General features: G+C 60.8%; 20 protein-coding genes and 6 pseudogenes. 14 read left to right on the top strand and 12 right to left on the bottom strand.

Translation table 11 applies throughout. The features are described 5' to 3' along the window. Positions 1 to 31: 31 nt before the first annotated feature. The 5 genes and pseudogenes from OKW27_RS13265 to OKW27_RS13285 all read left to right on the top strand — a co-directional run bounded on the left by OKW27_RS13265 (position 32) and on the right by OKW27_RS13285 (position 7,809). The gene (locus OKW27_RS13265; RefSeq protein WP_429333735.1) at positions 32 to 1,216 is read left to right on the top strand and encodes an efflux RND transporter periplasmic adaptor subunit; all 1,185 of its coding nucleotides are present in this window, start codon (positions 32 to 34) and stop codon (positions 1,214 to 1,216) included. A 12-nt stretch (positions 1,217 to 1,228) separates the two neighbouring features. Further along, a pseudogene (locus OKW27_RS13270) lies at positions 1,229 to 4,370 on the top strand (efflux RND transporter permease subunit). Further along, complete coding sequence (locus OKW27_RS13275; protein ID WP_429333736.1) at positions 4,357 to 5,838, top strand: efflux transporter outer membrane subunit; 1,482 nt, start codon at positions 4,357 to 4,359, stop codon at positions 5,836 to 5,838. The pseudogene OKW27_RS13270 and the gene OKW27_RS13275 overlap by 14 nt, the downstream one beginning before the upstream one ends. A 156-nt stretch (positions 5,839 to 5,994) precedes the next feature. Further along, the gene (locus OKW27_RS13280; protein ID WP_429333737.1) at positions 5,995 to 6,789 is read left to right on the top strand and encodes an IclR family transcriptional regulator; all 795 of its coding nucleotides are present in this window, start codon (positions 5,995 to 5,997) and stop codon (positions 6,787 to 6,789) included. A 219-nt stretch (positions 6,790 to 7,008) separates the two neighbouring features. Next, positions 7,009 to 7,809, top strand: coding sequence for a TetR/AcrR family transcriptional regulator (locus OKW27_RS13285; RefSeq protein ID WP_429333738.1), 801 nt, complete (start codon positions 7,009 to 7,011; stop codon positions 7,807 to 7,809). A gap of 275 nt (positions 7,810 to 8,084) precedes the next feature. Here OKW27_RS13285 and OKW27_RS13290 read toward each other — a convergent pair. Next, positions 8,085 to 8,348 (bottom strand): annotated as a pseudogene (locus OKW27_RS13290) (transposase); the annotation flags it as partial. A gap of 113 nt (positions 8,349 to 8,461) precedes the next feature. On the opposite strand from OKW27_RS13290, the pseudogene OKW27_RS13295 reads away from it, so the two are divergent. After that, positions 8,462 to 9,480 (top strand): annotated as a pseudogene (locus OKW27_RS13295) (IS110 family transposase). A 275-nt stretch (positions 9,481 to 9,755) separates the two neighbouring features. Here the strand turns inward: OKW27_RS13295 and OKW27_RS13300 are convergent. Beyond that, positions 9,756 to 9,959, bottom strand: a pseudogene (locus tag OKW27_RS13300) (transposase); the annotation flags it as partial. Positions 9,960 to 10,023: 64 nt separating this feature from the next. On the opposite strand from OKW27_RS13300, the gene OKW27_RS13305 reads away from it, so the two are divergent. From OKW27_RS13305 to OKW27_RS13315, 3 genes are all read left to right on the top strand, one after another. Further along, positions 10,024 to 10,992 (top strand): site-specific integrase, encoded by a 969-nt coding sequence (locus tag OKW27_RS13305; protein ID WP_429333739.1) that lies wholly within the window; start codon positions 10,024 to 10,026, stop codon positions 10,990 to 10,992. Between the two features lie 195 nt (positions 10,993 to 11,187). After that, a complete protein-coding gene (locus OKW27_RS13310) occupies positions 11,188 to 11,394 on the top strand; it encodes a hypothetical protein (protein WP_429333740.1) in 207 nt (68 codons plus the stop codon). After that, positions 11,391 to 12,323 carry a tyrosine-type recombinase/integrase gene (locus OKW27_RS13315; protein WP_429333741.1) on the top strand — a complete coding sequence of 311 codons (933 nt, stop codon included), beginning with the start codon at positions 11,391 to 11,393 and terminating at the stop codon, positions 12,321 to 12,323. Before OKW27_RS13310 ends, OKW27_RS13315 begins: the two co-directional genes overlap by 4 nt. On the opposite strand, the gene OKW27_RS13320 is transcribed toward OKW27_RS13315, so the two are convergent. The 8 genes from OKW27_RS13320 to OKW27_RS13355 form a co-directional block, all read right to left on the bottom strand. Further along, positions 12,301 to 13,401, bottom strand: coding sequence for an OmpP1/FadL family transporter (locus OKW27_RS13320; protein WP_429333742.1), 1,101 nt, complete (start codon positions 13,399 to 13,401; stop codon positions 12,301 to 12,303). The two genes, OKW27_RS13315 and OKW27_RS13320, sit on opposite strands and share 23 nt — an antisense overlap. A gap of 214 nt (positions 13,402 to 13,615) precedes the next feature. Beyond that, the gene (locus OKW27_RS13325) at positions 13,616 to 14,548 is read right to left on the bottom strand and encodes a 3-keto-5-aminohexanoate cleavage protein (RefSeq protein ID WP_429333743.1); all 933 of its coding nucleotides are present in this window, start codon (positions 14,546 to 14,548) and stop codon (positions 13,616 to 13,618) included. 57 nt (positions 14,549 to 14,605) lie between these two features. After that, the gene (locus tag OKW27_RS13330) at positions 14,606 to 15,481 is read right to left on the bottom strand and encodes a fumarylacetoacetate hydrolase family protein (protein WP_429333744.1); all 876 of its coding nucleotides are present in this window, start codon (positions 15,479 to 15,481) and stop codon (positions 14,606 to 14,608) included. Positions 15,482 to 15,518: 37 nt separating this feature from the next. After that, entirely contained in the window at positions 15,519 to 16,448 is a 930-nt protein-coding gene (locus OKW27_RS13335) for a VOC family protein (RefSeq protein WP_429333745.1), read from the bottom strand. Positions 16,449 to 16,507: 59 nt separating this feature from the next. Beyond that, on the bottom strand, positions 16,508 to 17,020 hold the full coding sequence (locus OKW27_RS13340) for a flavin reductase family protein (protein ID WP_429333746.1): 513 nt from the start codon (positions 17,018 to 17,020) through the stop codon (positions 16,508 to 16,510). A 34-nt stretch (positions 17,021 to 17,054) separates the two neighbouring features. Continuing rightward, positions 17,055 to 18,266: an acyl-CoA dehydrogenase family protein gene (locus OKW27_RS13345; protein ID WP_429333747.1), complete on the bottom strand. Its 1,212-nt coding sequence runs from the start codon at positions 18,264 to 18,266 to the stop codon at positions 17,055 to 17,057. Between the two features lie 257 nt (positions 18,267 to 18,523). Beyond that, entirely contained in the window at positions 18,524 to 19,474 is a 951-nt protein-coding gene (locus tag OKW27_RS13350; RefSeq protein WP_429333748.1) for a TetR/AcrR family transcriptional regulator, read from the bottom strand. A gap of 404 nt (positions 19,475 to 19,878) precedes the next feature. Further along, positions 19,879 to 21,009, bottom strand: a complete 1,131-nt coding sequence (locus tag OKW27_RS13355; RefSeq protein WP_429333749.1) for an IS110 family transposase — start codon at positions 21,007 to 21,009, stop codon at positions 19,879 to 19,881. 245 nt (positions 21,010 to 21,254) lie between these two features. Here OKW27_RS13355 and OKW27_RS13360 point away from each other — a divergent pair, with 245 nt between their 5' ends. From OKW27_RS13360 to OKW27_RS13370, 3 genes and pseudogenes are all read left to right on the top strand, one after another. Beyond that, the gene (locus OKW27_RS13360) at positions 21,255 to 22,145 is read left to right on the top strand and encodes a site-specific integrase (RefSeq protein ID WP_429333750.1); all 891 of its coding nucleotides are present in this window, start codon (positions 21,255 to 21,257) and stop codon (positions 22,143 to 22,145) included. Next, positions 22,117 to 22,611 carry a transposase gene (locus OKW27_RS13365; RefSeq protein WP_429333751.1) on the top strand — a complete coding sequence of 165 codons (495 nt, stop codon included), beginning with the start codon at positions 22,117 to 22,119 and terminating at the stop codon, positions 22,609 to 22,611. Before OKW27_RS13360 ends, OKW27_RS13365 begins: the two co-directional genes overlap by 29 nt. After that, positions 22,560 to 22,700, top strand: a pseudogene (locus OKW27_RS13370) (transposase); the annotation flags it as partial. The gene OKW27_RS13365 and the pseudogene OKW27_RS13370, both read left to right, overlap by 52 nt. A 275-nt stretch (positions 22,701 to 22,975) precedes the next feature. Here the strand turns inward: OKW27_RS13370 and OKW27_RS13375 are convergent. Next, the gene (locus OKW27_RS13375; protein WP_429332134.1) at positions 22,976 to 23,995 is read right to left on the bottom strand and encodes an IS110 family transposase; all 1,020 of its coding nucleotides are present in this window, start codon (positions 23,993 to 23,995) and stop codon (positions 22,976 to 22,978) included. Positions 23,996 to 24,108: 113 nt separating this feature from the next. Here OKW27_RS13375 and OKW27_RS13380 point away from each other — a divergent pair. Next, a pseudogene (locus OKW27_RS13380) lies at positions 24,109 to 24,372 on the top strand (transposase); the annotation flags it as partial. 423 nt (positions 24,373 to 24,795) lie between these two features. Here OKW27_RS13380 and OKW27_RS13385 read toward each other — a convergent pair. Next, positions 24,796 to 25,428 (bottom strand): TetR/AcrR family transcriptional regulator, encoded by a 633-nt coding sequence (locus OKW27_RS13385; protein ID WP_429333752.1) that lies wholly within the window; start codon positions 25,426 to 25,428, stop codon positions 24,796 to 24,798. Positions 25,429 to 25,542: 114 nt separating this feature from the next. Between OKW27_RS13385 and OKW27_RS13390 the strand changes: the two genes are divergently transcribed. Further along, the gene (locus OKW27_RS13390) at positions 25,543 to 26,277 is read left to right on the top strand and encodes an SDR family NAD(P)-dependent oxidoreductase (RefSeq protein ID WP_120294484.1); all 735 of its coding nucleotides are present in this window, start codon (positions 25,543 to 25,545) and stop codon (positions 26,275 to 26,277) included. Positions 26,278 to 26,322 lie beyond the last annotated feature (45 nt).

Genomic DNA, 26,322 nt, shown 5'->3' on the forward strand with positions numbered 1-26,322 from the left:
CCCTCTTAACATTTACAAGGAAGTTGCAAACATGTCTGCTGGATTTCAAACCCGTGCGGGGATTGGACTAACCGCGTGCTCTGTAGCCGCGTTGCTGCTGCTGGGCGGCTGCGACAAACCGCCGGTCGCGGTACCGACTGCGCCCGAAGTCGGTGTGGTCACATTGCGCAGCCAGGCCGTAACCATGACGGCGGAGTTGCCGGGCCGCACGGATGCATGGAAGGTGGCGGAGGTGCGTCCCCAGGTCAGTGGAGTCCTTCAGAAGCGGCTCTTCACCGAAGGCAGTGACGTAAAGCAGGGGCAGCAGCTTTACCAGATCGATGACGCTCCATACCGGGCCGCGTACGACAAGGCGGCCGCCGCCTTGACCACCGCTCAGCATCTTGCCGAGCGGGACGAGAAGTTGCTGGCCGATAACGCTGTCAGCAAACAGCAGTATGACGATGCGATGTCGGCCTGGCGGCAGGCTCAAGCGGACGTCGAAAGTGCCCGTATCAATCTTGCCTATACCAAGGTGTACGCACCGATCTCTGGGCGCATTGGCCGATCCGCGGTGACCGAGGGGGCGCTTGTTACCAATGGTCAAGGCGAAGCGCTGGCAGTGGTGCAGCAGATCGATCCCATTTACGTGGACGTAACGCAGTCTTCAATTGATCTGATGCGCCTGCGCCGCGAACTCGCTCAAGGACAGCTCAGCCGGTCGGGCGAGGACGCCGCAAGCGTCGGTCTCGTTCTCGAGGACGGGACGTCGTACGGCCAGCAAGGCAGTCTCAAGTTTTCAGAGGTCAGCGTCGATCAGGGAACCGGTAGCGTTCTGCTTCGCGCTGTATTCCCTAACCCCGATCACCACCTGTTACCCGGGATGTTCGTGCATGCCCGGCTGAATGAGGGCACAAGGGCGGACGCCGTCCTGGTGCCGGAACAAGGGGTGACGCGTGACACCACGGGCGCGCCACAGGTCTGGGTTGTGGGTCCTGATAGCAAGGCCACCCTTCGACGCATTCAGGTCGATCGAACGGTCGGCAACACCTGGCTGACAACGTCCGGGGTGCAAGCGGGCGAGCGCGTGGTGACAGAGGGCTTGCAGCGTCTGCAGCCGGGGGTGACGGTGTCGGCACAGCCGGCCACTAACGTGCAGATCCAGACCGGTGAGGATACGGGTCTGCCTGGAGCGGCGCCTGCGCCCGCGTCCGCGTCCGACTCAACTGGTAGCTAGGCGGGGGTTCTGATGTCTAAATTCTTTATCGGTCGGCCCATTTTCGCGTGGGTCATTGCGCTGGTCATCATGCTGACGGGCGTGCTGGCGATTCGCGCCTTGCCAGTCAACCAGTATCCCAACATCGCTGCACCTGCCGTCAGAATTACCGTCAACTATCCGGGCGCGTCAGCTCAAACAGTGCAAGACACGGTGGTGCAGGTCATTGAGCAACAGCTGAACGGTCTGGATGGCCTCCGCTATATGACGTCGAACAGCAATTCCGACGGTAGTATGGAGATCATTGTGACCTTTGATCAGGGCACCAATCCGGATATCGCTCAGGTACAGGTACAGAACAAGCTGCAACTAGCGACGCCCTTATTGCCGCAGGAGGTCCAGCAGCAGGGTATCCGGGTAGCGAAGTACCAGATCAACTTCATGATGGTGGTAAGTCTGGTGTCGGAGGACGGCAAGATGTCCAGCGACGACCTCAGCAACTTCCTCGTTTCCAATTTGAAGGACCCGATATTGCGGACGAAGGGCGTGGGTGACTATATGACGCTGGGTTCCCAGTACGCCATGCGTATCTGGCTCGATCCCGCAAAACTGGATAGTTACTCTCTCACGCCGCAGGATGTGTCCGCCGCGATAAGCGCGCAAAACGTTCAGGTTTCGTCCGGATCGCTGGGCGGGCTTCCGACGCGCAGCGGGGTTGAGCTCAATGCGACGGTGGTCGGCAAGGTGCGCATGAAGACCGCCGAAGAATTCAGGCAGATCCTGCTGAAGGTGAACCCGGACGGTTCGCAGGTGCGTCTGCGCGACGTCGCTGACGTGCGCCTCGGCCCTGAAGATTTTTCCATTTCGAGCAAACTGAACGGCAAACCCGCCGCGGGTATTGCCTTGCGTCTGGCGACCGGTGCGAACCTGCTCGAAACCGTTGCGGCGGTGCGCAAGGTTCTCGATGAGAAGAAGTCAATCCTTCCTCCGGGCGTCAAGGTAAGCGTGCCGTACGACACCTCGCCCGTCGTCGACGCGTCGATGCATGAGGTGGTCAAAACGCTGATCGAGGGCATTGTGCTTGTGTTCCTCGTGATGTACCTGTTCATGCAGAACATCCGGGCTACGTTGATTCCGACGCTGGCCGTGCCGGTGGTGCTGCTCGGTACGTTCGGCATTCTGGCCGCGTGTGGTTTTACCATTAACACCCTCACCATGTTCGGCATGGTTCTGGCGATCGGCCTGCTCGTCGATGACGCGATCGTGGTGGTGGAAAACGTCGAGCGTGTGATGGTGCAAGAGGGGCTGGGGCCGAAGGAGGCGACCCGGAAGTCAATGGGACAGATCCAGGGGGCGCTAGTCGGTATCGCGATGGTGCTCTCGGCGGTGTTTCTCCCGATGGCGTTTTTTGGGGGTTCGACCGGCATCATCTACCGGCAGTTTTCGATCACCATTGTCTCCGCCATGGGGCTGTCGGTGCTGGTGGCACTCGTCTTTACGCCCGCACTATGTGCGACGCTTCTGAAGCCCCCCGCTGCAGACCATCACGAGAAGAAGGGCTTTTTCGGCTGGTTTAACCGGACCTTCGACCGCGGTGCCGGACGGTATGAAGGGGCCGTTGGGTCGATTCTGAAGAAGAAAGGCCGGTATCTGCTGGTCTATGCCCTCATCGTTGTGAGCATGGGTTTTCTCTTTACCCGCATCCCGACCGCGTTTTTGCCGGACGAGGACCAGGGACAGATTTTCGTCCAGGTTCAGATGCCGCCCAATGCATCGGCCGAGCGCACCGAGCGCGTCCTGACCCAGGTCCGCGAGTACTTTTTGAAAAACGAAGCCGGCTCGGTGGCAACGGTGTTTAGCGTCAATGGTTTCAACTTCGCCGGTCGAGGTCAGAGCTCTGCGCTGTTGTTCGTCAGCCTGCGTCCGTGGGACCAGCGCACTGGCGACGATCCTAGCGTGTTCCGGCGTGGCACGCCGTGCAATGGGCACCTTTTCGAAGATCAAGGATGGGGTGGTTATTCCGATCGTGCCCCCAGCGATTCTCGAGTTGGGCAATGCCGGCGGGTTCGACGTGTTTCTGCAGGACGACACCGCGCAAGGGCATGATGCATTGATGGCTGTACGTAACCAGTTTTTGGGGCTGGCTGCCAAAGATCCGCTGCTGGTTGCTGTCCGACCCAATGGCCTGAACGACGAACCCCAATTCCACGTCAAGATCGACGACGAGAAGGCGCGCGCGCTGCAGGTCAGCATTGCGTCAGTCAACGACACGATGACAGCCGCGTGGGGTTCCGAGTACGTGAACGACTTCATCGACAATGGGCGCGTGAAGAAGGTGTTTATGCAGGGCGAGGCAAGCTCACGGATCAGTCCTGAAGACCTGAACAAGTGGTATGTGCGCAATGCAGCCGGTGGCATGGTGCCGTTCTCGGCCGTTGCCTCCGCTACGTGGGGATACGGTTCTCCAAAGCTCGAGCGCTACAACGGCGTTTCTGCGGTTGAGCTGCAGGGCGCGCCGGCGCCGGGTCACAGTTCGGGTGAAGCCATGCAGGAGGTGGCGAAGATCGCTGCGCAGTTGCCTCACGGCTACAGTATCGCTCCCACTGGTCTCTCCTACGAGGAGAAGCTCTCGGGTTCGCAGGCGCCAGCGTTGTACGCATTGTCGATCCTGATCGTGTTCCTGTGCCTCGCGGCACTGTACGAAAGCTGGTCCGTGCCGTTCTCCGTCCTGCTGGTGATTCCGCTCGGTGTGATCGGTGCGGTGTGCGCAACCTTGCTACGCGGATTGAGCAATGACGTGTTTTTCCAGGTGGGGCTGTTGACCACGGTGGGGCTATCGGCGAAGAACGCGATTCTGATTGTCGAGTTCGCCAAGGACCTGCACGAGCACCAGGGCATGACGCTTGTCGCCGCTGCTGTGCGGGCCGCCAGGCTGCGGTTGCGCCCAATCATCATGACGTCAGCGGCTTTCGTTCTGGGCGTGCTACCGCTCGCAATTTCCCACGGCGCAGGCTCGGGAAGTCAGCATTCGGTCGGCACCGGCGTTGTGGGTGGGATGCTGACTGCGACGTTCCTCGCGATATTTTTTGTGCCTATGTTCTATGTATTGGTGACCGGCGCGTTCAAGCGTAGCAGTAACGAGGCAGTTGCGGAGATACAGCATGAAACCAATTAAATTGACTGTGATGGGTGCGGCCATCGTGTTGGCGGGTTGCACGATGATCCCGAACTATCACCGGCCAGACAGTGGTGTGGCGGCGGCCTATGCAGGTGAGCCGGCGGCGCACTCTGTCAAGCAGGACCAATCCGTCGCCGCGGATATAGACTGGCGGGATTTTTATCAAGAACCGCACCTGGCGAAGCTCATTGAGCTTTCGCTCCAGAATAACCGCGATCTGCGGGTTTCGATCCTGAACATCGAAAGCGCGCGTGCGCAGTATCAGATTCAACGCGCGGACCTGCTGCCGACGGTGTCGGCAGGAGCTTCGGGTACCGCGCAGCACTCTCCCGCCGATCTGTCTCTCCCGGGGCAGCCGTCGCACAACTACAACGTGGGCGGGCAGATCGCTTCTTATGAGCTGGATGTCTTCGGGCGGGTGCGAAGTCTCAGCCAGTCCGCGCTGCAGACTTATTTCGCCACAGCCGAAACAAGAAAAGCCGCGCAAATCAGCCTGATCGCCGAAGTCGCGAACGCGTGGCTGACGCTTCAGGCGGACCTTCAGCTTAGGCGGCTGACGGCGAGCACCCTGGAAAATCAGCAGGCCTGCAACAAGATCGTCCGCTCGAGCTTTAATGCTGGAACGGCTTCCGCGCTGGACGTGAGCGAGTCTGATACGCAGGTGCGCCAGGCGGAGGCGGATCTGGCTCAATATGACCGGTTTGCGAAGCAGGACACCAACGCGCTCACGTTGCTGGTTGGCGCACCGATTCCTGCGGAACTGCTGACAGAGGTGCCTCTCGAGTCGGTCAGGCTCGACGACGGGCTGGTACCGGGGCTGCCGTCCGAGCTTTTGACCAGGCGGCCGGATATCGTCGCGGCCGAGGATCGGCTGAAAGCGGCTAATGCGAACATCGGCGCGGCGCGGGCCGCTTTCTTTCCACGCATTATCCTGACCGCGAATGGCGGCACGGCCAGTGCCTCTTTGAGCGATCTTTTCACAGCGGGAAGCGGTGCATGGTCGTTTGGTCCCTCGATAAGCGTGCCCATCTTCGACTATGGCCGCAACAAGGCGAACCTGGACGTGGCCAAGGTAACCTCGCAGATTGAGGTTGCCAATTATCAGAAGGTCATACAAACGGCTTTTCGCGATGTGTCCGATGCACTGGACGGTCGTGAGACATTTGTGCGCCAGGAAAGCGCTCAAGCTGGGGTAGTGCAGGCAAGTGCGTTGGCCTACAGACTCTCGAATGACCGTTATCAGCAGGGGGTGGATGGCTATCTCAGCGCACTCGTCAACCAGCGCTCGCTTTACGGGGCTCAGCAGACGCTCGTTAAAGTCCAGCTTGCTCGGGCTGAAAATACGGTAGGCCTCTATCGCGCGCTAGGTGGCGGCTGGAAATCCGGACAAACCAACGATGCGGAGCAGGCAAACGCATCGGAAAGCGCCTCCGGGGGGCGGTCCGTTTCGTCGAAAGCGGATTGACCTTCAAGCAGGCCGTTGAGTGGCGGACGCCCGGGATGAAAGCGTCGAGCGCGCAAGGTAACCACGCCGCAAACATGTCGTATCATTATGCGGTACATAACCGCTGTTCTGGCCTCACGGGTGAGGCCAGAACAATCTATTTCACAGGAGCTGGTAGTGCGAAAGAGTTTGGCTGGAGAAGGTGACGATCAATGGCCCGACGCCGACAAGAATGGAATTCAAGTGGTTTCTCGGGCCGCGGCCATCCTGCGTGCTCTGGGACGACACCCAGAGGGACTCAGCCTCGGTGCGATCGCTGAAGCAACTACGTTGCCGCGTTCGACCGTACAGCGACTGGTCGGTGCACTTGAAGTGGAAGAGTTCGTCGAGTCCCTTGGCCCGCGCGGTGGGACACGGCTCGGGCCTGCCTTGGGCCAGCTCGCACGCGCGGCGCATGGAGACATCGTTTCAGTGGCCCGCCCGCATCTTGAAACCTTATCCAAGTCGGTCGGCGAAACAGTTGTCTTAGCTGGCGCAGCGGGGAGGCGAGCCATTGTAGTCGATCGCATTGTTTATGAACGTGAGCTTTGTATCATGGTTCCGGTTGGGGCGTCCGCCACACCCTATACCACTTCGTTTGGCAAAGCGCTCCTTGCACAGCTGCCGGACGACGCAGTGCGTAAAACGCTCGGTGACAAGGTCGAGCCGCAGACAAAACGTTCGGTGAAAACAGTGTCGGCGCTCTTGCGCCAATTGTCCGATATCAGAAAGAATGGCTTTGCATATGACCTGGAAGAGCATATCGAAGGATTATGCTCGGTCGCGACTTCGATCGATACGTTTCTGGGACCGTATGCGATTTCGATTGCTGCGCCGGTTCATCGGTATGAAGAAGGCGCAATGCGTTATGCCGAGGAACTGGCGAAATGCAAGCGCGCTATTGAAACGGAAGTTGGCCGCGCGAATGGCTGATGGACCGGCGGCTACTGACGTGTTCAACAGGGCGGCCGCGGTTCGGGTCGATCCTGAAAACCGCAGGGATTTGCCGCGCCCTTGAGTTACGTATCTCTGCAATGGGGGGAAGCAAGGCTGCCCTTCGGGCCGCCGTCAATGACTCAAGGTCATTGATGAGCGTTTTTTCAATCTAGACATTACGATCTATACCTGAGCATAACCAAGCTCGGATCCATCATGCCGAACACTACGAAGCCCCCGACAGCAAAGCGTCCCACCCGTGCGGCGCCGGTCGCCCCGGTTGCCGTTGCTGAAGGACGGGAGCCGCGCGGTGCGCGTCGCAAGCGCGAGACGCGTACGCGCCTGCTCGACGCCGCCCTCAGGCTGATGGCCGAAAAGGGTGTGGAGGGCGTCGCGATCAATGAAGTCATTGAAGCCGCCGATGTCGGCTTTGGCTCGTTCTACTATCACTTCGAATCGAAAGAGGCGATTTACGCGACGCTTGTCGACAACGTGTTCGAGGAATTCGCGAACATGCTGGATACGCTCGCCGGTGGCCTTTCCGATCCGGCCGAGGTGATTTCCGTCTCCGTGCGCCATACGGTCGTGCGCGCGCGGCACGACCCCGTGTGGGGACGTTTCCTGATACGAGAAGGGTTTTCAGCGCGCGCGATGAGCGTCGGGCTCGGGCTGCGGCTGATGCGCGACATCGAAAAGGGCATTGCCGCGAAACGCTTCGCGGTCGCCGACCCGTTTATCGGATTTATTGCGGTGGGCGGCACGGTCCTCTCTGCGATTGCCGCCGAGCTGAACTTCGTCGCTCCGGGCGCACCCGCGCGAGGCGTACTCAAGGAACTTGGCTTTAGCGGGGAGCACGTCCCTGAGCGTACGGCTGCGGTGCTGTTGCAGACACTCGGGCTCAAGCGCGCGGAGGCGGAGAAGATTGCAGCGCGTCCGCTGCCGTTAAGGTTTATTCGATGCCTGCCATCGGCCGCAGGAATGTGCATGCCTCCGTGCATGTCGGCAGGCGTCGAATAAACCCGATGGAGGAAACCGCGGAGTGCCTCAATGCGGCTGGATGCTTCACGACTATGGCGATTGATAGGGCGGAATGCTCAGTGGTGTCGGATGCGGCACGGTCAGGCGAGGTGCCGAACGGACGCTGACGCCGTAGCGAAGCGGTGCAGTCGTGCATGCACGATGATGAAGCGGGTGGGCGAAGCGCTTCGCGAAGCGACACGCACAAACGTCCGCCCCTGGGCCGCGTTGCCGCAGCGCCAACGTTCGACAGGCAGATTGAGGAACCGTGGAGTTCATGTCTGATCGCGGCGCATCGGCGGTGCGCGGATCGGGGCGGTGCGCGCGAGGATATCGACGACGATCATCGGTGCGCCGCAGTGCCGGCAGATGAAGACGGGGCGGGTTGCGACGATGGCCTCGTCCGGTGACGGGCTGATTCCGGGTGCGACGTGCAGCAGATCGCGCACCTTCGCGAGACTGGCGCGGCGTACCGGGTTGGCGAGCAGGCCGTAGTGACGGATCCGGTGGAAACCACCGGGCAGCACATGGAGCAGGAAATGAAATGAACGCGTCCCACCCGAGTATATGAGCGCAAAGGAAGCTGGATCCTCACAGGCCGATGTGCCTACGTGGAAAATACGAAGTTTCCAGGCAAACCGGAGGATCCGTCGTGAAGCTTACGCCAGTTGGGATTGACATTGCGAAGTCGGTGTTTCAGGTCCACTACGTCGATCAGGAAACCGGAGAAATCGTGAACAAGCCGATCAAGCGGGCAAAGTTTCTCGAGTACTTCGCGAACCGGGCTCCGTGCCTGATCGGCATGGAGGCGTGCGGCGGATCGCACCACTGGGCCCGGCAACTTACGAACATGGGTCACGTGGTAAAGCTGATGCCGGCGAAGTTTGTGAAGGCGTTCAACATCCGCAACAAGAACGATGCGGCAGACGCCCGTGCAATCTGGATGGCTGTGCAGCAACCCGGCAAGGCCGTCGCGGTGAAGACCGAGATACAGCAGGCGATGCTGGCGCTACACCGTATGCGGCAGCAGCTGATCAAATTTCGCACGATGCAGATCAACAACCTGCGTGGACTGCTGATGGAATATGGAGAGATCATGAGCAAGGGCCGGAACAAGCTGAACAAAGAGATACCGGTCGTGCTCGAACGGATCGCGGAGCGCCTGCCTGCCGTGCTGATCGATACGTTTCGCGAGCAGTGGAATGGACTGGCGAAGCTGGACGAACAGGTTGCCGAGATCGAGCGCCGGATGCGCGAGTGGAAGAAGGACGACAAGGCGGTGAAAGCGGTTAGCGAAATTTGCGGCGTCGGGCTGCTGACGGCAACGGCAGCCGTCTCAATGATGGGTGATCCGAAAGCATTCAGTTCGGGGCGGGAGTTTGCCGCATGGGTTGGCATCGTGCCGAAGCAGACCGGCTCGGGCGGAAAAGTGAACCTGCACGGGATCAGCAAGAGAGGCGACACCTATTACGGACACTGCTGATCCACGGCGCGCGTAGCGTAATAGAGCACGCAAAGGAGCCCGGCGAGTGGGTCGAGCAGATGATGAAGCGGCGACCAAAGAATGTGGTGGTCGTTGCATTGGCGAACAAGATGGCGCGGACGATCTGGGCTGTGCTGGCCCATGACCAGCCGTACCAGAAGGCCTACGTGAGCGTGAAGCCCGTCTGAATGGTTCACGCGAAGCAGAAGATCAACGGTTAACACAGGGTGAACGTCGAAAGGTTGCGCAGCAATCGAGTGTGATGACAAACCAGGTAGGACCGGGACTCGCTAAACCTGAATGCGCCGTCGAGCTTCGAGCTCGCGCAGGAAATGAGGTGCGAGTCAGCGTATTTCATAGAGGCCCGCAGCAGCAATACCGGCTGCAACAAGGCCGGATATAAAGCTGCAGCCCATCCTGTCTGTCTGAACACACGAAAACTGTTGCAAACGGGACGCGTTCATATAAAGCGGCGCATGAACTCGTGAGGGCCCAGGGTCATGGTCTTGTAGCGGGTGCGCCCCTTCGCGCGATAGTCCTTCCAGCGGAAGGTGACGCCGCGCTCATCGAGCGCAACGAGCCGCTGGTTGGAGATGGCCACGCGATGCGTGTAGCGTGACAGGTAGGCGAGCACCGCCTCGGGTCCCGCGAACGGGCGTTTCGCATATCAGCGCGTTCGTTCGCGACGTCGATCGCGATGCTTCGAGACGAGACGCCGGGAACTGCACGCATTGAAACTGTTGACGCGTTTCTTGCGCGATCGCGGTGTGTGTCGTGTCGCTCAAACGCACGCTATTGCCGCTGACGACGTTGTCGAGGGGTTTGCGCAATCCTTAAAACGCGATCAGGGTTTGGCCGTTGTGACCGTTGAGTCCTATGCAAGGTGGACACGCAAATTTCTGGTGTGGCGGTTCGGCCAGGGAGAAGTCTGCTTGCGGGACGTTCGCGTGACCGACGCCAGCGCTTTCGTTAAGAGCGAGGCAAAGCGCATGGCGCCAGCCGCCCTGAAGAACGTTGTCACGGCACTGCGGTCCTTCCTTCGTTACGCCCAGTTTCGCGGCGAGGTTACCGCGGGATTTGCTGCAAGCGTGCCAGCGGTAGCCAGTTGGGCAAGCACACCTCCCATCCCCAGAGCCATTGCAGCCGAGCACGCGCAGCGCGCAATCGACAGCTGCGACCGCCGGAGCGCGGTGGGCCGACGCGATCGAGCCGTGCTGCTGCTTCTGGCAAGACTGGGACTTCGAGCCTGCGAGATCGTCAGGTTGACGCTGGACGACGTCGACTGGGACTGCGCTCAATTGCGTGTGCGTGGCAAGGGTGGCCGCGAGAGTCTCCTGCCATTGACCGCCGACGTGGGCGAGGCGATCGCCGCCTATCTCGAGCGCGGGCGTCCTGCCAGTCCAGATCGGCACCTCTTCCTTCGATCCCTGGCACCGATACGCGGGCTGATGGAAGGGTCGGACGGTATCGGCACGATTGTGCGCCACGCGCTCAATCGCGCCAAAGTCGACGCGCCGCACCGCGGCTCGCACCAGTTCCGGCACGCCTTGGCTGTTCGCATGTTGCAACTCGGTGCGTCGTTCCCGGAGATCGGCCAGGTTCTTCGCCATCGTAGCCCGCAGTCCACGAGCGTTTATGCGAAGGTGGATGTCAGCGCACTTCGGAAGTTGGCTATGGCCTGGCCAGGAGGTGCACGATGAACTCGATTCGAGAGGCGCTCCAAGAATATCTCGACCTGCGACGCAGCCTGGGCTTCAAGATGCACGATGCCGGTTTGCTGTTGCCCCGGTTCGTCAGTTTCATGGAGACGCGGCATAGGTCGCGTTCATCGGACGTTCTACGCGCTGTCACGGCAAACGGGACTGCGTGCCGAAGGCGCAAGCAAGGGACCACGGTTGCATGACTTCCGGCATCGCTTCGCCGTTGAAGCGCTGATCCGTTGGTATCAGTCTGGAGAGGACGCCTGGCGCTTGTTGCCGGTGCTGTCGACCTATCTTGGGCACATCTATGTGGCCGGCACATACTGGTATCTGAGCGGGTCGCCCGAGTTGATGGCACAAGCGATGGATCTCCTGGAACGCCGTTGGGGGGAGTCATCATGATTAGGGAGCCCAGCTTCGCCGCCTTGCTGGAGAAGTTCTTCATCCAGCGTCTGATGCACCAGCGCCAGGCCAGTGTGCATACGATCGCATCGTACCGCGACACATTCCGGTTACTGCTGGAATTTGTACAGCGACGCCTGCATAAAGCGCCATCCACTCTGGCACTGGAAGACATCGATGCGCCGCTGGTCGCGGACTTCCTCGATGAACAGGAGCAGGTTCGCGGCGTCACAGCTCGAACGCGTAACCTGCGCTTGACGGCAGTGCACTCATTCTTCCGGTATGCGGCCTTCGAGATGCCGTCACACTCAGCGCACATCCAGCGCGTGCTGGCCATCCCGGCCAAGCGCTTTAGCCGCGCATTGGTCCCATTCCTGAGCCGACAAGAGGTCGATGCGTTGCTGGCCGCGCCGGACCAGCAGACTTGGGCAGGTCGCCGCGATCACGCTCTATTGTTGTTGGCGGTGCAGACGGGGTTACGCCTGTCTGAGCTGACCGGCCTTCGGCGCGAGGACCTGCACGTTGGCGCCGGCGCGCACGTACGCGTGTTTGGCAAGGGGCGCAAGGAGCGTTGCACGCCATTGCGCAAGAGCACCCGCTCCGTATTGGTCGCGTGGGTTCGAGAGCCACCGCGGGCCGGGAATCAGCCACTGTTCCCAAATGCGCGCGGCGGCCGGCTGAGCGCACACGGCGTCCATTACCTGCTTCACAAGTATGTGTTGGCGGCCTCGGAGAAATGCTCTTCGCTGAAGAACAAGCGCGTGAGCCCGCATGTGTTGCGACACACGACAGCGATGAATCTGCTGCAAGAAGGCGTCGAACCCTCAGTCATCGCACTCTGGCTACCGAGCAGTATCATCGACAGCAGCGCCGCGCCGTGCGTGCGACCGCCTGCCGCGGCGCGAATTAGAACTTCATCGCGAGATTGAACATGATCAACGAGTAACGAGCGTGAATGTCCGTTCCCGTGCTCGGCCCCGTGCCCTTCAAGGTCTGCGGAAAGTCATATTCATAACCGGCAGAAAGATCGACCTTCTTCGAAGCGTGCCAGGTCAAGCCGCCGCTTAGCGAATCGGTGAGAATCATCGGCGCGTAGTAGTTGGCAATCGTGTGATTCGAGTCGACGCTAGCGGTGCTGTGCTTGCCGCCAACACGTAACGTCAGCCTGCGGGTGACATCCCAGGATGCGCCGAACCGCAACGCGGTCTGATCGTGCAAGCCGAACGTCTGCGTGTCTCCCAGAACGCCAACGTTGGACCACCTGATGCGCACCACATCGGCCGCAACGGTCACGCGAGGAGAAAGATGCAGCGCGAGCCCCGCGCCGTACTGTGACGGTTCGTCCAGATGCCCACCGGCAGCGGCGAACAGATCGTCCGCATAGCCGCTCGCCCTGGAAAAACGGACCTTGGTCGAATAGGCGGCGCCGACGCTCAGCATCCGGGTCACGTTCCAGATCGCGCCGATGCGACCGCCGATGCCATACGTCGTTGTCATGCCGTGTGTCGGCAATACGCCGATCGAGCCGTCCGGCATCGGCGCAACAAGGCCCTGCGCCTCGAACTTCTGCACGCCCAAGATGGCGGATACGCCCAATGCCAAATCCGGCGTGATCTTATATGCGACCGTCGGCAGGAAGTTGATGTAGATATCCTTCGCTTTTGCCGGTGGCGCGCCTGGAATTGGCAGCGGTGCGTGTGGATAGTTGACGCCGCCGCCCGAGGAGTTGATCGACATGCCGATCGCCAGCCGCTCCGTCACATCGACATTCACCCCGCCACTGGGCATCGGACCGATCGCGCCGAAGCCCTGTTGATTCGACGGACTGCCGAAGCTGGACCGGGCGTGCCCCACCACCACCTGCCCCCCCAGATCGGAGCGGTTTCCGAGGTAAGCCATACCCGCCGGATTGTCGCCGGCAATCGCGCTCGTCAGCGGATTCGCAATCGACGCACCGCCCATCATCGACTCGTCCACCCCCGCGGCATTCGTTTGCGTCGCGTTCATTGCCTGCGTTGCACCGGATGCCAGAGCCAGCGCACAACCTGCTGCCAATAAGCGACTCGTTCGACGCTTCTCCATACCCTTTCTCCTCCACGTTTTCTTGATATATAAATCGGATACCTTATTAATATTCTAAGACCTGTCCATCAGGTATTGATTGGAATCCGATACGACGGGCCCGCTCCGTTATCGCGAACCGGGCTCCCCATTCAACGACCTAGAACGCGACTTCGCCTGGCCCCTTGAGCCTGAGCATCACCCGCGCCTCGTCCGGAGTGGCGATCTCGAACCCAAGCTGCTCGACGACGGATCGGATGGCCGTGACCTGCTCGGCATTGCTTTTTGCCAGCTGCCCCTTGCGCAACCACAGGTTATCTTCCAGACCGACACGGACATTGCCTCCCAACAACAGCGCCTGGGTCAGCACCCGGGGTTGCTGTGCGCCTGCGCCCAGCGCAGACCAGTGGTAGTCAGCGCCGAAAAGACGGTCCGCCGTGCGCTTCATGTGCGCAATATCTTCCGGGTGCACGCCGATACCGCCACGAATGCCGAACACCGACTGAATGAAAACCGGCGCTTTGAGCAGCCCCCGGTCCATGAAGTGCGCAGCCGTGTACAAATGACCGATGTCGTAGCACTCAATCTCGAAGCGCGTGCCGTTGTCGTTACAGGCCGCGAGTATGTGAGCGATGTCCTTGAACGTGTTGCGAAAGATCCGGTCCTCGCTCGCCTCGAGATACGGCCGCTCCCAGTCATGCCGGAATTCCTTGAAGCGACCGAGCATCTCGTACATGCCGAAGTTCATCGACCCCATGTTCAGCGACGCCACTTCGGGCTTGAAACGCAGCGCCGGCATTAGGCGCTCTTCCACCGTCATGGCGGGCGCGCCGCCGGTCGTCAGATTGATCACGACATCCGACTCGGCTTTTATCTGCGGTAGGAACTGCGCAAACAGTCCGGCATCCTGACTGGGCATCCCGGTGACAGGATCGCGCGCATGCAGATGCACGACTGCCGCGCCGGCGGCTGCTGCCTGGATGGCAGAGGCGGCGATTTCCGCCGGCGTAACCGGCAGGTACGGCGACATGCTCGGCGTGTGGATCGAGCCGGTTATCGCGCAGGTGATGATGACCTTCGAGGCTTGCGCCATGTCGATGTCTCCCTTTGTGTGACATGAGCTTCGCGCGGCATTCAGGCGCCCCGCACGTTAGATCCGCGGTTCTTTGACGATACGGTTCTCGACGTGACCGACCCCGTCGATTTCTACCCGGATCACGTCGCCGACCTGCAGGAAGACCGGCGGACTCATTGCGATGCCGACGCCTGCCGGCGTACCGGTCACGAGAATGTCGCCGGGTTTGAGCGTCATGACCTGGCTGAGGTACTCAATCTGTTTCGCGATGCTGTACGTCATCAGGCTTGTCGACGAATTCTGACGGACCTCGCCGTTGACCATCAGTCGCAACGTCAGCTTCTGCGGGTCCGGAATCTCGTCGGCGGTCACGATCCACGGTCCGATCGGACCGTGGGTGTCGAACGATTTGCCGAGCGTCCAGGTCGGGCTCTTCATCTGCCAGTCGCGCGAGCTCACATCGTTCGCGACAAAATAGCCGCCGACGTAGTCGAGTGCGTCTTCTTCGGAGATGTATCGGCCTTCCTTCGCGATGACGACGCCGAGTTCCGCTTCGTAATCGAGCTGTTCGCAGACACGCGGATAGTGGACGTCGTCATACGGACCGTTGATGCACGAGGTCTGCTTGTTGAACCAGACCTGTGACGTCGGAATCGGCAAGCCGAGCCGGCGTGCCTCTTCTTCATGGTCCTTGTAGTTCATGCCGAGTGCGAGGAACTTACCCGGCGCCGGTACCGGCGCTTCGAGGCGCACGTCGGCGAGCGCGACGCAGCCTGAGTTGCCAGGGGTTGCAGCCGCCGCGGCAGCAGTCGCGAGCGCATCCGGCGACGCGAGAATGGAAGCAATATCTGCAGGCAGTCCTATGCCGTCGCCCGACAGATCGACGATCGTATCGCCCTCGATCTTGCCGACCGAGGTCTTGCCTTTATAGGTGTATCGTGCAAGTTTCATCGCTATGCCTTGAATTCGGAAACGGTTAGCAGGTGGTTCAGGAAAGGAAGTCCGGCGGCAACGGCGGCGCCCATTGAGCGAGCGCATCGGGCGACAGCGCTTCGTGCCCGACCGGCGTGGATTCGTTGACGATGTCGCCGTCGGTCCAGTGCTCGACCTTATTGCCGAACGGATCGCGCCAGTAGTCGAAAATCTGGCTGCCCTGCACGTGGCGCCCGATACCCCACGAATGCCGGTATCCCTTTGCCGCAAGAAAGCCGTTGCCGGTCGACAGATCGTCCCAGTCGATCACTTCGAATGCGCTGTGATCGAAGTCCCGCTCCTTCGCGCCGAGGCCAAGCAGCGCGATCGTGTGATGGTCCGTGAAAGTACTGCCGAGACCGCAGTGCAGGAACGCCGCCACCGTCTGGTTGGGCTTCTGCGCATAGTAGCTATCGGAGACCTGAAACCCGAGGATGCCCTCATAGAACCTGAGCATTGCCGGGAAATCCACCGTCTTGAGCACCACATGGCCCAGCCGAACCACATGTGACGGACCGGCTGGAACGCGGTTGACGTGGCCGCGCCGGACGCGCTCCCCCGCGCTGTTGATGCGCAGCGGCTCGCGAAACGACTGACCCGGAATCGTGTCGCCGCCGAATAGCAGATCGATGACGAACCCGTCCGGATCAGCGATCGTCACGACCCAGCCCGCATCGAGTTCATCGTTGCTGCGCACGTCCACGCCGAATGCCGCGGCCACCTTCTCCAGGTCCGCCTTGCTGCCAGCCACGAAGCCGACGCCCAGCGGCCTCTGTTCGCCCTTCTGCGCGATATACGCGGGATAACCGCCGGACCAGGCTGCCATCTGCAGGGTATTGTCAGTCTGCTTCAAGACATTCAGTCCGAAATCGCGCAGAAAGACCGATTGCTGCTCAATATCCGGCACCTGATAACGCACATACGCGATGTCGCGCACGTTGATCATTTGTTCGCTCCTTGTGGCGCCGCAGCGCCACGCTTAAATGTCGGGTCAAGCCCGCGTCGTCACCACGCTGCCCCGTTCCAGCACTGCGACGGGTCTAGCGCGTGCAACTGCTTGTATTTGCCGCTGAAGAACAGCAGCGGATGGCCATCCGATTCGTTGAGACTTTCGACGTCTGCCGCATAGATGCGGTGATCGCCGCCCGCGTGGATCGCATGCACGCGCACCACCATCTGGACCAGCGCCGAACGGATCACCGGCACCTCCCCGGCGAATTCGAACGGCGATTCCAGTCCGGCCTGCGGCTGCCCGCCGAAGTGACGGCTGAGGTCCTCCTGTTCTTCTGCGAGAAAGCTCACGCCGAACCGCTTGCCTTCCTTGACGGTTTGCGCGAAGCGGGCCTGGTTGCGCGCCGAGATGAGGATCATCGGCGGATCGACGGACAGCGACATGAAGGCGTTTGCCGTCATGCCTGCCGGCCGGCCCTCATGAAAAAAAGTGATGACCGTCACGCCCGTCGCGAACTTGCCCATCGCGCGGCGAAACTGGGCCGCATTGACTTCAGTAGCCAGCATGTGCTCCTCCAGACTGACGGGAATTCCATCCGGATCAGATCAACGGCGTGTCGGCCGGTTGATCGCATGCGATGCGCCCATATGTCTCGAAGTTCGTGGCCGGCGCCACGATCCCGTGCAGACACGCAACGCGCGCATCGTGCCAGATGCGCGTGAAGCGGTTATTCATGGACGCAAGCGATCCGCCGGAGGCCGACGCGAGCGAGTCGACCGCTTCCCAGATCAGCTTCTCGGCGAAGCCCACGTCACGGCGAACTTTCGCGCGATCCAGGTACGCCATGTAGGTCCCGGACGCTGCACTGCGATCCATCGCGTCGGCCTGCCGTTCGATGATGGCGCGCGCTGCGTCGAGCCTCGCCGATGCCTCACCGACCTGCAGATGAGTCACAGGCGCCTCAGCCTGTTTTGCGTACCACGTGTACTGGATGCCGCGGCGCGGAAGCTGTTCGAGGAAGGTTTCGAGCGCCGCTGCCGCGATGCCCAGCGCCGGGAATGTCAGGATGATCGCGAGCATCGGCATGCAAGCCACGCGATAGAGCGGCTCCTCAGCGAGATGCGTCGAACGGTAGTTGCCTTCGATAGCCTCGCTCAGCGACGCGACACGCGCGTCGGGAACGAACACGTTGGTAACCGAGACGCTTGAGCTGCCTGTGCCACGCAACGCGATCACGTTCCAGTCGTCAAGGATCTTGACGTCGGATGCGCGGATCAGCGCCACGCCCTGATCGATGGTTTTTCCGTTCTCATCGACGAGCGGAATGCCCAGCAAATCCCAGTTCGCGTGATAGATACCCGAGTTGAATCCCCATAGCCCTTCTTCGATCAGATAGCCGCCTTCGACTTTCTTCACCACGGCTTTGCGCGCGGACAGCACACCCACCACGCGGGCCGGCTCGGGACCGCCAAAGACTTCGTCGGCTGCGGCTTCACTGAAGAGCGTCGCCGCGGCCCATGTGGTCACGTTGAGCAAGGCTGCCACCCACGCGGTGGACGCGTCTCCTCGACCAAGTTCGGACACCACTTCAAGAACCGTCCGCACCGAAACCTGCTGGCCGCCATATTTGCGAGGCGTGGTTAAACCCAGCAGGCCGCCGGCCTCGAGTTCGTCGATCGTTTGCTGCGGCAGGCGCCCCAGCTGGTCCACTTCGGCTGCGCGGCCCTTCAGCGCTGGAACCAGCGACGCCGCACGGGCCCGCAGGTCTGCCTCGCTTTTGCCTGCTTCAAAAAATTCGGGATTCGCGTTCAAGATGTCGTCCTCACATGATGGATCGTCAAGGTGCTGCTGTTTTTGATACTCTCATCATTTTGATAACATCATCAATATTTTTCGGCTAGGGGCTTTCCCGAATCGTGGTGACTGGTAGGTGCGGAACGAAAGACGAGCGACGACGGCGCGCGAGCGCGACAAACCACGACATCCACTGGCAACGGTGGGGCGTGGGAAGACGCTGAAGGGAATAGGTCGGTCCGGCGGACTACCGCGTGCCGGCCGAAGAGGAAGGATTACAGCAACTTGTATTTTGTAGCGGCCTTCACGATGCGTGCGGCCTCTTTCGCTTCGACGCCCAACCCTCGCAACACGAATTCGACGAACCGTTCGATCGCTTGGGGCGGCCGGCGTCCCTCGAGGATCTGGCGCAGCAGATACAGTACGCCGCCGATGATCGAGTCCATCGCTGTCGGAACGTCGGGGCACACGAAGCTGCCGTCATTTACGCCAGTCCGGATGTCGCGCGCGAGCCGCCCGCCCATCGTTTCGACCAGATCGTTAGCGCTGGATGCCGCATGCACGAGAAACCATCCCCAGATCGGATCGGTGATCGCATGGCGCAAGGCCCAGCGAATATTCAGTCCGACAATCATCGCGATGTCCGTGTCGGCGGGCCGGTTGCGATCGAGCAGGTCGGCAGTGGCAGTCACGTCCTCGACGAATACGGCGCGTGCGATTTCCTCTTTGCTTGAGAAGTAATTGTAGAACGAGCCAAAGGCGACCTGAGCTTCTTCGGTAATGTCATTGATCGCGGTGCGTTCAATGCCTCGGCGGCTCATCACCACCCGCGCAGCCTGCATCAGCTTGCCCCGCGTGCGCGCCCTGAGCTTTTCGTTTCGCCCGGGCGTCGTCTGGGAGGCCGGTCCGTCTTCGCTTTGCGCAAGGGGCTTGATTTGTTCAGGCTTGGCCTCATCGGGCCGTTTCGTTACCCGCGTTTTGCGTGCAACCGCGGGCCGTTTCGTCTTCTCATCTGGCATTTCACCAATGCTCCTTGGGGATTCGGTTTGTATTATCGCAGTGTGCAGCGTCGGATTCCTTCTTTCCAACGATACGTAGGCACACTGTTTGAAACCGCTGGAAGCGACCGCTTCCATTTCTGTCGACCACGGATGGGAGGTGCTTTCGCGATGGCTGATATTCGGATGAAAATCAGGGTCGGGCGAGATTGTGCAGGCGTCACGCATGCATCAGGTCAATGCTTTGGGCCGAAATAAGCCGCGTGAGGGAGTACACCTGCGTCGGCGTACCGTCTCATGTTGGCCCGGCAACGGACGCTCGAACATTGTGATTGAGTGTCTCAAACTGGCCGGCGGACTGATATGACTTTCCGTGTCAATCGTGATCGGTTTTCATGTGCCTTTGAAGGCACATGAATTTCCTGAGGGCGGCGTAGCAGTAAGTCTCGACGGTGGATCGCACTGATATCCGCGGGTTGGTTACCGCATTACAGAGTCCGCCCCTTGAGCCTGCCGCTATCTAAAGCCGCAAATCGAATGACATCCGTTGCATAGTCCGACCGCGGGTTGCTCGGGTGCCGGGCTACGCCGCCTTCAGGAAACTCGTCGAATCTGTGGTGCAAAGCACAACCCTACGCCGGCTGCTCGTTTCTCGTTACGGCAAGGGACATTGCGAGCTTGCTGATGTCCCAGATGAACCCCGCAAGTTCGCGTGCAACGGCGACGACAGCAATGTTCACATTCTTGCCGCGTGCTGCGAGCTTGCGGTATCGGCGGCAGAGTCGGACCTGTGCGTCCCAGGCACGGTCAAGGATGCGTTTGGGAATGCCTTCATGTCGGCGCTGAATTTCCGGACCCACGCGTGCCGGGTATCTGTAGCTCCAGGCGGCCTCAACGAGCAGCTTTCTTGCATAGCTGTTGCCGTTCTTCGTGATGCTGCCCTGACGCCGCCGCTCACCCGAGGAATGTTCTGAGGGCGTCACGCCCAGCCAGGCCATCAGCTGACGCGGATGCTCGAAGCGGGAGAGGTCCCCTAATTCGGAGAGCATGCCCACGGCGGTGATGAACTGTATGCCGCGCATGGTCTGCAGACCTAGTATGGCCGGATAGAATCGCCAGCCGACGACAGCTTCATGCAAGGTCGCCTCGAGACGCTCACATTGCGCAAGCCTGTCTTCAATCGTGCGACGGCACTCGTCGAAGGCCAGTTGCTGCCAGTGGTTCGGGAATGCAAATACGCTTATCCATCGCCGGTGCGCGGGCCCCCAGTTGGCGTTACCTGAGTAGCGCACGCCATGCGATAGAAGGAAGGACTTTAGCCGCTGGCGGGCCTGTCTGAGATCTGCTTTCGCTGCCGCCCATGCGCGCGCAAGGTCCCGGAACGCCTCATCTTCAACATCCGGTACGTGTACCGCTGCCAGGTCACCGGCGCGCAGTGCGCGCACGAGGTTGACGGCGTCGCGCCGGTCCGTCTTGACGCGCTCGCCCGGTTTCTTCGGAATCAGGGACGGCGCGCATACCACGCAGTCGAATCCTCTTTCAACGAGCGCGCGGTAGAGCCCGTAGCCACAGGGGCCGGCTTCATAAACGACGCGGACATGGCGCGCCTTCGACTGAACACGCTTGCACAATCGATCGATATCTGCCTTCAGCGTTCCGATCTTGCCCAACAGTTCCACGTCGCCCATATCGATCGCGTACGCCACCGTGATCGACTCCTTGTGAACATCCAGACCGACAAACACCGTGCTATCGTGGTTCATGCTGGCCTCCGCGCTGGAAATCGCCGGGGTGTGCCCTGTGCACATCGTGCGGCTCTGGCAGTGATGCTAACCCGCGTTTGGTTCCTCACGGCGGGCCAGCCACTGGCTCACGGAAAGTCATACTGCCTAAACCGCTCGCGCGGTAGGGGCTACGGTCTGACGCTGGAGGCCAGGGAGAGGCCGGTCACTCGGCTTTATGTTGGCGAATGAGGCAATCCGCCTCGTTCTCCAGCAGGAGCCGAATCATGACCTCCTTACCAGCAAACGCCAGCCGATTGCGCCAGCGCATGAGCGACGACATGCGCATGCGCCAGCTTGCCCCCAAGACGCAGGACATCTATCTGCACATCGTGCGTGAGTTCGCCCGGTTTCTCGGGCGCTCACCTGACACGGCCACCGTCGAGGACCTGCGGCGCTACCAGCTCTATCTGGTTGACCACGGCACATCGGCCGTGTCGCTGAACCATGCGATCACCGGCCTGAAGTTCTTCTTCACAGTCACGCTCGACCGGCCCGAGCTGATGGTCAGGATGCAACCCGTGCGCGTGCCCCGCGTATTACCTGTCGTGCTCAGCCCCGATGAAGTGCGGCGGCTCATCGAGGCCGCCGGCAACCTGAAGCACCAGACTGCGCTGTCGGTCGCGTACGGCGCGGGGCTACGCGCCAGCGAAGTGGTAGCGCTGAAGGTCACCGACGTCGACAGCGGACGCATGACACTGCGTATCGAGCAGGGCAAGGGCCGCCGTGACCGCTACGCCATGCTCTCGCCGGTGCTGCTCGAGCGTCTGCGTGTGTGGTGGCGCGTGGCCCGTGCGCAGGGCAGGATGCTCGATGGTGGGTGGCTGTTTCCCGGGCTCGATCCGCTCGACCAGTTAAGCACGCGGCAACTGAACCGTGCCATTCATGCCGCCGCCGAGGCTGCGAACATCGACAAGCGAGTGTCCATGCACACGCTGCGCCATAGCTTCGCGACACACCTCCTCGAACAGAAGGTGGACATCCGCGTGATCCAGGTGCTGCTCGGCCATGCGAAGCTCGAGAACACCCCCGGCGTCACAATAGATGTCGCCTCTGAATTTTTTAATATGAAAAACTCAGAGGTGCAGGTTGAAGGCCAAACAGACGTATTCTGTTGAATTCAGGGAGCAGGCACTCGCGAAGGTCCTGCAACGCGGCAACCGGTCCGTAGGAACGGTTGCCGCGGAAATGAACATGAACGTATTAACCTTGAGGAAGTGGATCCGGGTATCTAACGCCGCAAGCCGCAACACGGGGCCAGTCGATGCACGGCGCCCGGAAGACTGGTCTTTGGAAGAGCGCCTGCTGGCCTTGCAACAGAGCCATGGACTGAACGACGAAGCACTGAGCGCGTGGTGTCGCGAACGGGGCCTGTTTGCCCATCATCTGGTCCAGTGGCGCGCGCAGTTCTGCTCTGCCGGCGCTGCCGGCAGCCCACGCGCAAACGCCTCAGAGGTGCGTGAGCTGAAACAGGCTAATGTGCAATTGCAGCGCGAACTGAAGCGCAAGGACCGCGCACTGGCGGAGGCAGCCGCGTTGCCATCTCCAACCAGCGCCTCGTCGCCTTCGATGAGCGTGGCGTGACGTTCCGCTGGAAGGACTACCGTGCGAAGGGACGCACCCGCTACAAGACCATGACGCTGGAGGCTGGCGAATTCATGCGCCGCTTTATATGAACGCGTCCCGTTTGCAACAGTTTTCGTGTGTTCAGACAGACAGGATGGGCTGCAGCTTTATATCCGGCCTTGTTGCAGCCGGTATTGCTGCTGCGGGCCTCTATGAAATACGCTGACTCGCACCTCATTTCCTGCGCGAGCTCGAAGCTCGACGGCGCATTCAGGTTTAGCGAGTCCCGGTCCTACCTGGTTTGTCATCACACTCGATTGCTGCGCAACCTTTCGACGTTCACCCTGTGTTAACCGTTGATCTTCTGCTTCGCGTGAACCATTCAGACGGGCTTCACGCTCACGTAGGCCTTCTGGTACGGCTGGTCATGGGCCAGCACAGCCCAGATCGTCCGCGCCATCTTGTTCGCCAATGCAACGACCACCACATTCTTTGGTCGCCGCTTCATCATCTGCTCGACCCACTCGCCGGGCTCCTTTGCGTGCTCTATTACGCTACGCGCGCCGTGGATCAGCAGTGTCCGTAAATAGGTGTCGCCTCTCTTGCTGATCCCGTGCAGGTTCACTTTTCCGCCCGAGCCGGTCTGCTTCGGCACGATGCCAACCCATGCGGCAAACTCCCGCCCCGAACTGAATGCTTTCGGATCACCCATCATTGAGACGGCTGCCGTTGCCGTCAGCAGCCCGACGCCGCAAATTTCGCTAACCGCTTTCACCGCCTTGTCGTCCTTCTTCCACTCGCGCATCCGGCGCTCGATCTCGGCAACCTGTTCGTCCAGCTTCGCCAGTCCATTCCACTGCTCGCGAAACGTATCGATCAGCACGGCAGGCAGGCGCTCCGCGATCCGTTCGAGCACGACCGGTATCTCTTTGTTCAGCTTGTTCCGGCCCTTGCTCATGATCTCTCCATATTCCATCAGCAGTCCACGCAGGTTGTTGATCTGCATCGTGCGAAATTTGATCAGCTGCTGCCGCATACGGTGTAGCGCCAGCATCGCCTGCTGTATCTCGGTCTTCACCGCGACGGCCTTGCCGGGTTGCTGCACAGCCATCCAGATTGCACGGGCGTCTGCCGCATCGTTCTTGTTGCGGATGTTGAACGCCTTCACAAACTTCGCCGGCATCAGCTTTACCACGTGACCCATGTTCGTAAGTTGCCGGGCCCAGTGGTGCGATCCGCCGCACGCCTCCATGCCGATCAGGCACGGAGCCCGGTTCGCGAAGTACTCGAGAAACTTTGCCCGCTTGATCGGCTTGTTCACGATTTCTCCGGTTTCCTGATCGACGTAGTGGACCTGAAACACCGACTTCGCAATGTCAATCCCAACTGGCGTAAGCTTCACGACGGATCCTCCGGTTTGCCTGGAAACTTCGTATTTTCCACGTAGGCACATCGGCCTGTGAGGATCCAGCTTCCTTTGCGCTCATATACTCGGGTGGGACGCGTTCATTTCATTTTCTGCTGCATGTGCTGCCCGGCGGCTTCCACCGCATCCGCCACTATGGCCTGCTGGCCAATCCCGTGCGCCGGGAGAATCTCGCGAAGGTGCGTGGGCTGTTGCACGTCGTGCCCGCAGCCAGCACGCAACCCGACGACACCGGTCCCGCTCTGCGTCCTGCCTTCATCTGCCGGCACTGCGGCGCGCCGATGATCGTCATCGAGGTCCTCCAGCGCAGCGCACCGATCCGCGCACCACCCGTACAGCGAGCCGCAGCATGAGCACAGGTGTTTCGAGACGTTCAAGGCGATCGTCGGCTCTCCGGCAACGGGACCCGATAGCGGACGCTTGCGTCTCTTACACGGACCACGCGGCTGTGCGCCCGGCCTCCCGTCACCAACGCGCGCCGGACAGCCTCCCCAACGTGCATCCCGTCGACATCAACCCGCTTTGCCCCAGCGCCGCGTCAGTCCAACACCGCACGCGACCTCTTCAATCCCCATAGCGCTAAAGGTTCCGGCCGCGCCGGAACACTCCGCGGTTTCCTCCCTCGGGGTTTGTACGACGCCTGCCCGCATGCGCCTGTGGCGTGCGCTCATATCCGTGGTCGAGGGCAGGCATCCTACAAACCTAAACAACAGCGGCCAATCGCTCAAGTGCACTAATGGCCATTCGAGTGTCGGCTCCAGTCAGCTTTCCGCCATCTAGTTCGAATCCCCAAGGCTTCCCTGGCAGGAAGTATCCGTCGGCAATTTGATTCGCCGCGTTGCCTTCCTGGCATCGTTGCCAGGCCGACGTGTCAGGATGGCGCTCGTAATGAGGTGAACGAGATGATCCGCTCGTGGCGCGAATGAGGGTTGGTCGACCGCCCAGCCGAGAGCCGTTATCAGGGCGAACAGGTCGTCCCCATTCATATCGGCGCGTGCCGTTCCCTCGCCCTGAGCACGGAGTAGTAGGCGCGCGCCTGCTGAGTGCACCGCTGCGCACGAAGCATAAAGCGCGGAATCCGGGTTCGTGTGGGCTGCCGCCATCATGGCGACAACACCCCTGTAGCTTTGGGTGAATACCACCAATTCCCGAAACCAGATGAGAAGTGCTTCGTCAGCCGAAGTCGATGTTTCGAGCTCGGCTGCCTTCTGCGTCAGTGCATCCAGATGGGTGCACAGCAACGCTTCGAATAGGGCTTCTCGTGTCGGGAAATGACGAAGCAGTGTGGCCAACCCGACGCCAGCCCGGCGAGCAATATCGCGCATCGATGCGTCGGCACCATGCTCGGTGACGACGTCACGCGCGATTGTGAGGATCTGGCTGCGATTTTTTTGAGCGTCGGCTCGCATAGGGATGTTGACAAGTGGATCGGTGATCCATATAGTGTTTATGTGGATCGGTGATCCATATCATACAGCGCTGTATGGCATTTCTCCAGCAACTCCAATGAAAGAGCACATGAAATGAACAGACTGAATGGAAAGACCGCCGTGGTCACCGGCGGCGCTACCGGCATCGGCCTTGCCGCGGCAAAGCGCTTCATCGAGGAAGGCGCGTTCGTCTTCATCTTCGGCCGCCGGCAGGAAGCACTCGATGCGGCTTTGGCCGACCTCGGGCCTAATGCCCGCGCGGTGAAAGGCTCTGTCTCCAATCTGGCCGACCTCGACCGACTCTACGCGGCGGTGAAGGCCGAGCGCGGAACCCTCGACATCGTCTTCGCCAATGCCGGGGCGGGAAGCCAGCTTCCGCTCGGCAAGATCACATCCGAGCACATTGACGAAATCTTCGATACCAACGTAAAGGGTTCGATCTTCACGGTCCAGAAGGCGTTGCCGCTGATGGGTGCGGGCGGTTCGATCATCCTGACCGGATCGAGCGCCGGCACCACGGGCGCCCCGGCATTCAGCGCCTACAGCGCGAGCAAGGCGGCAGTGCGCAACCTCGCGCGGACCTGGGCGGAGGATCTGAAGGGCACCGGAATCCGGGTAAATGTGCTGTCGCCCGGGCCGACGGCGACCGAACTCGCGAAGGAAGCGCTGGGCGAGGAAGGCGTGAAGGCCTTCGGCTCGATGACTCCGCTCCAGCGCATGGCCGATCCGGCGGAGATCGGGGCGGTGGCCGCCTTCCTCGCGTCGCAGGACAGCAGCTTCATGACCGCCAGCGAGGTCGCTGTTGACGGCGGCCTGGCGCAAATCTGACGCGCCACGCCCGGCCGGTCACTCCAGTGATCCGGTTATGCGCAC

The organism is Paraburkholderia sp. 35.1, assembly GCF_050436525.1.
Classification (GTDB): Bacteria; Pseudomonadota; Gammaproteobacteria; order Burkholderiales; family Burkholderiaceae; genus Paraburkholderia; species Paraburkholderia tuberum.

Excerpts from the sequence above, each read along its gene's own strand:
- OKW27_RS13265 (WP_429333735.1), top strand. The coding sequence starts at position 32 with ATGTCTGCTGGATTTCAAACCCGTGCGGGGATTGGACTAACCGCGTGC.
- OKW27_RS13275 (WP_429333736.1), top strand. The coding sequence starts at position 4,357 with ATGAAACCAATTAAATTGACTGTGATGGGTGCGGCCATCGTGTTGGCG.
- OKW27_RS13285 (WP_429333738.1), top strand. The coding sequence starts at position 7,009 with ATGCCGAACACTACGAAGCCCCCGACAGCAAAGCGTCCCACCCGTGCG.
- OKW27_RS13315 (WP_429333741.1), top strand. The coding sequence starts at position 11,391 with ATGATTAGGGAGCCCAGCTTCGCCGCCTTGCTGGAGAAGTTCTTCATC.
- OKW27_RS13320 (WP_429333742.1), bottom strand. The coding sequence starts at position 13,401 with ATGAACGCGACGCAAACGAATGCCGCGGGGGTGGACGAGTCGATGATG.
- OKW27_RS13325 (WP_429333743.1), bottom strand. The coding sequence starts at position 14,548 with ATGGCGCAAGCCTCGAAGGTCATCATCACCTGCGCGATAACCGGCTCG.
- OKW27_RS13330 (WP_429333744.1), bottom strand. The coding sequence starts at position 15,481 with ATGAAACTTGCACGATACACCTATAAAGGCAAGACCTCGGTCGGCAAG.
- OKW27_RS13335 (WP_429333745.1), bottom strand. The coding sequence starts at position 16,448 with ATGATCAACGTGCGCGACATCGCGTATGTGCGTTATCAGGTGCCGGAT.
- OKW27_RS13340 (WP_429333746.1), bottom strand. The coding sequence starts at position 17,020 with ATGCTGGCTACTGAAGTCAATGCGGCCCAGTTTCGCCGCGCGATGGGC.
- OKW27_RS13350 (WP_429333748.1), bottom strand. The coding sequence starts at position 19,474 with ATGCGTGACGCCTGCACAATCTCGCCCGACCCTGATTTTCATCCGAAT.
- OKW27_RS13355 (WP_429333749.1), bottom strand. The coding sequence starts at position 21,009 with ATGAACCACGATAGCACGGTGTTTGTCGGTCTGGATGTTCACAAGGAG.
- OKW27_RS13360 (WP_429333750.1), top strand. The coding sequence starts at position 21,255 with ATGACCTCCTTACCAGCAAACGCCAGCCGATTGCGCCAGCGCATGAGC.
- OKW27_RS13385 (WP_429333752.1), bottom strand. The coding sequence starts at position 25,428 with ATGCGAGCCGACGCTCAAAAAAATCGCAGCCAGATCCTCACAATCGCG.
- OKW27_RS13390 (WP_120294484.1), top strand. The coding sequence starts at position 25,543 with ATGAACAGACTGAATGGAAAGACCGCCGTGGTCACCGGCGGCGCTACC.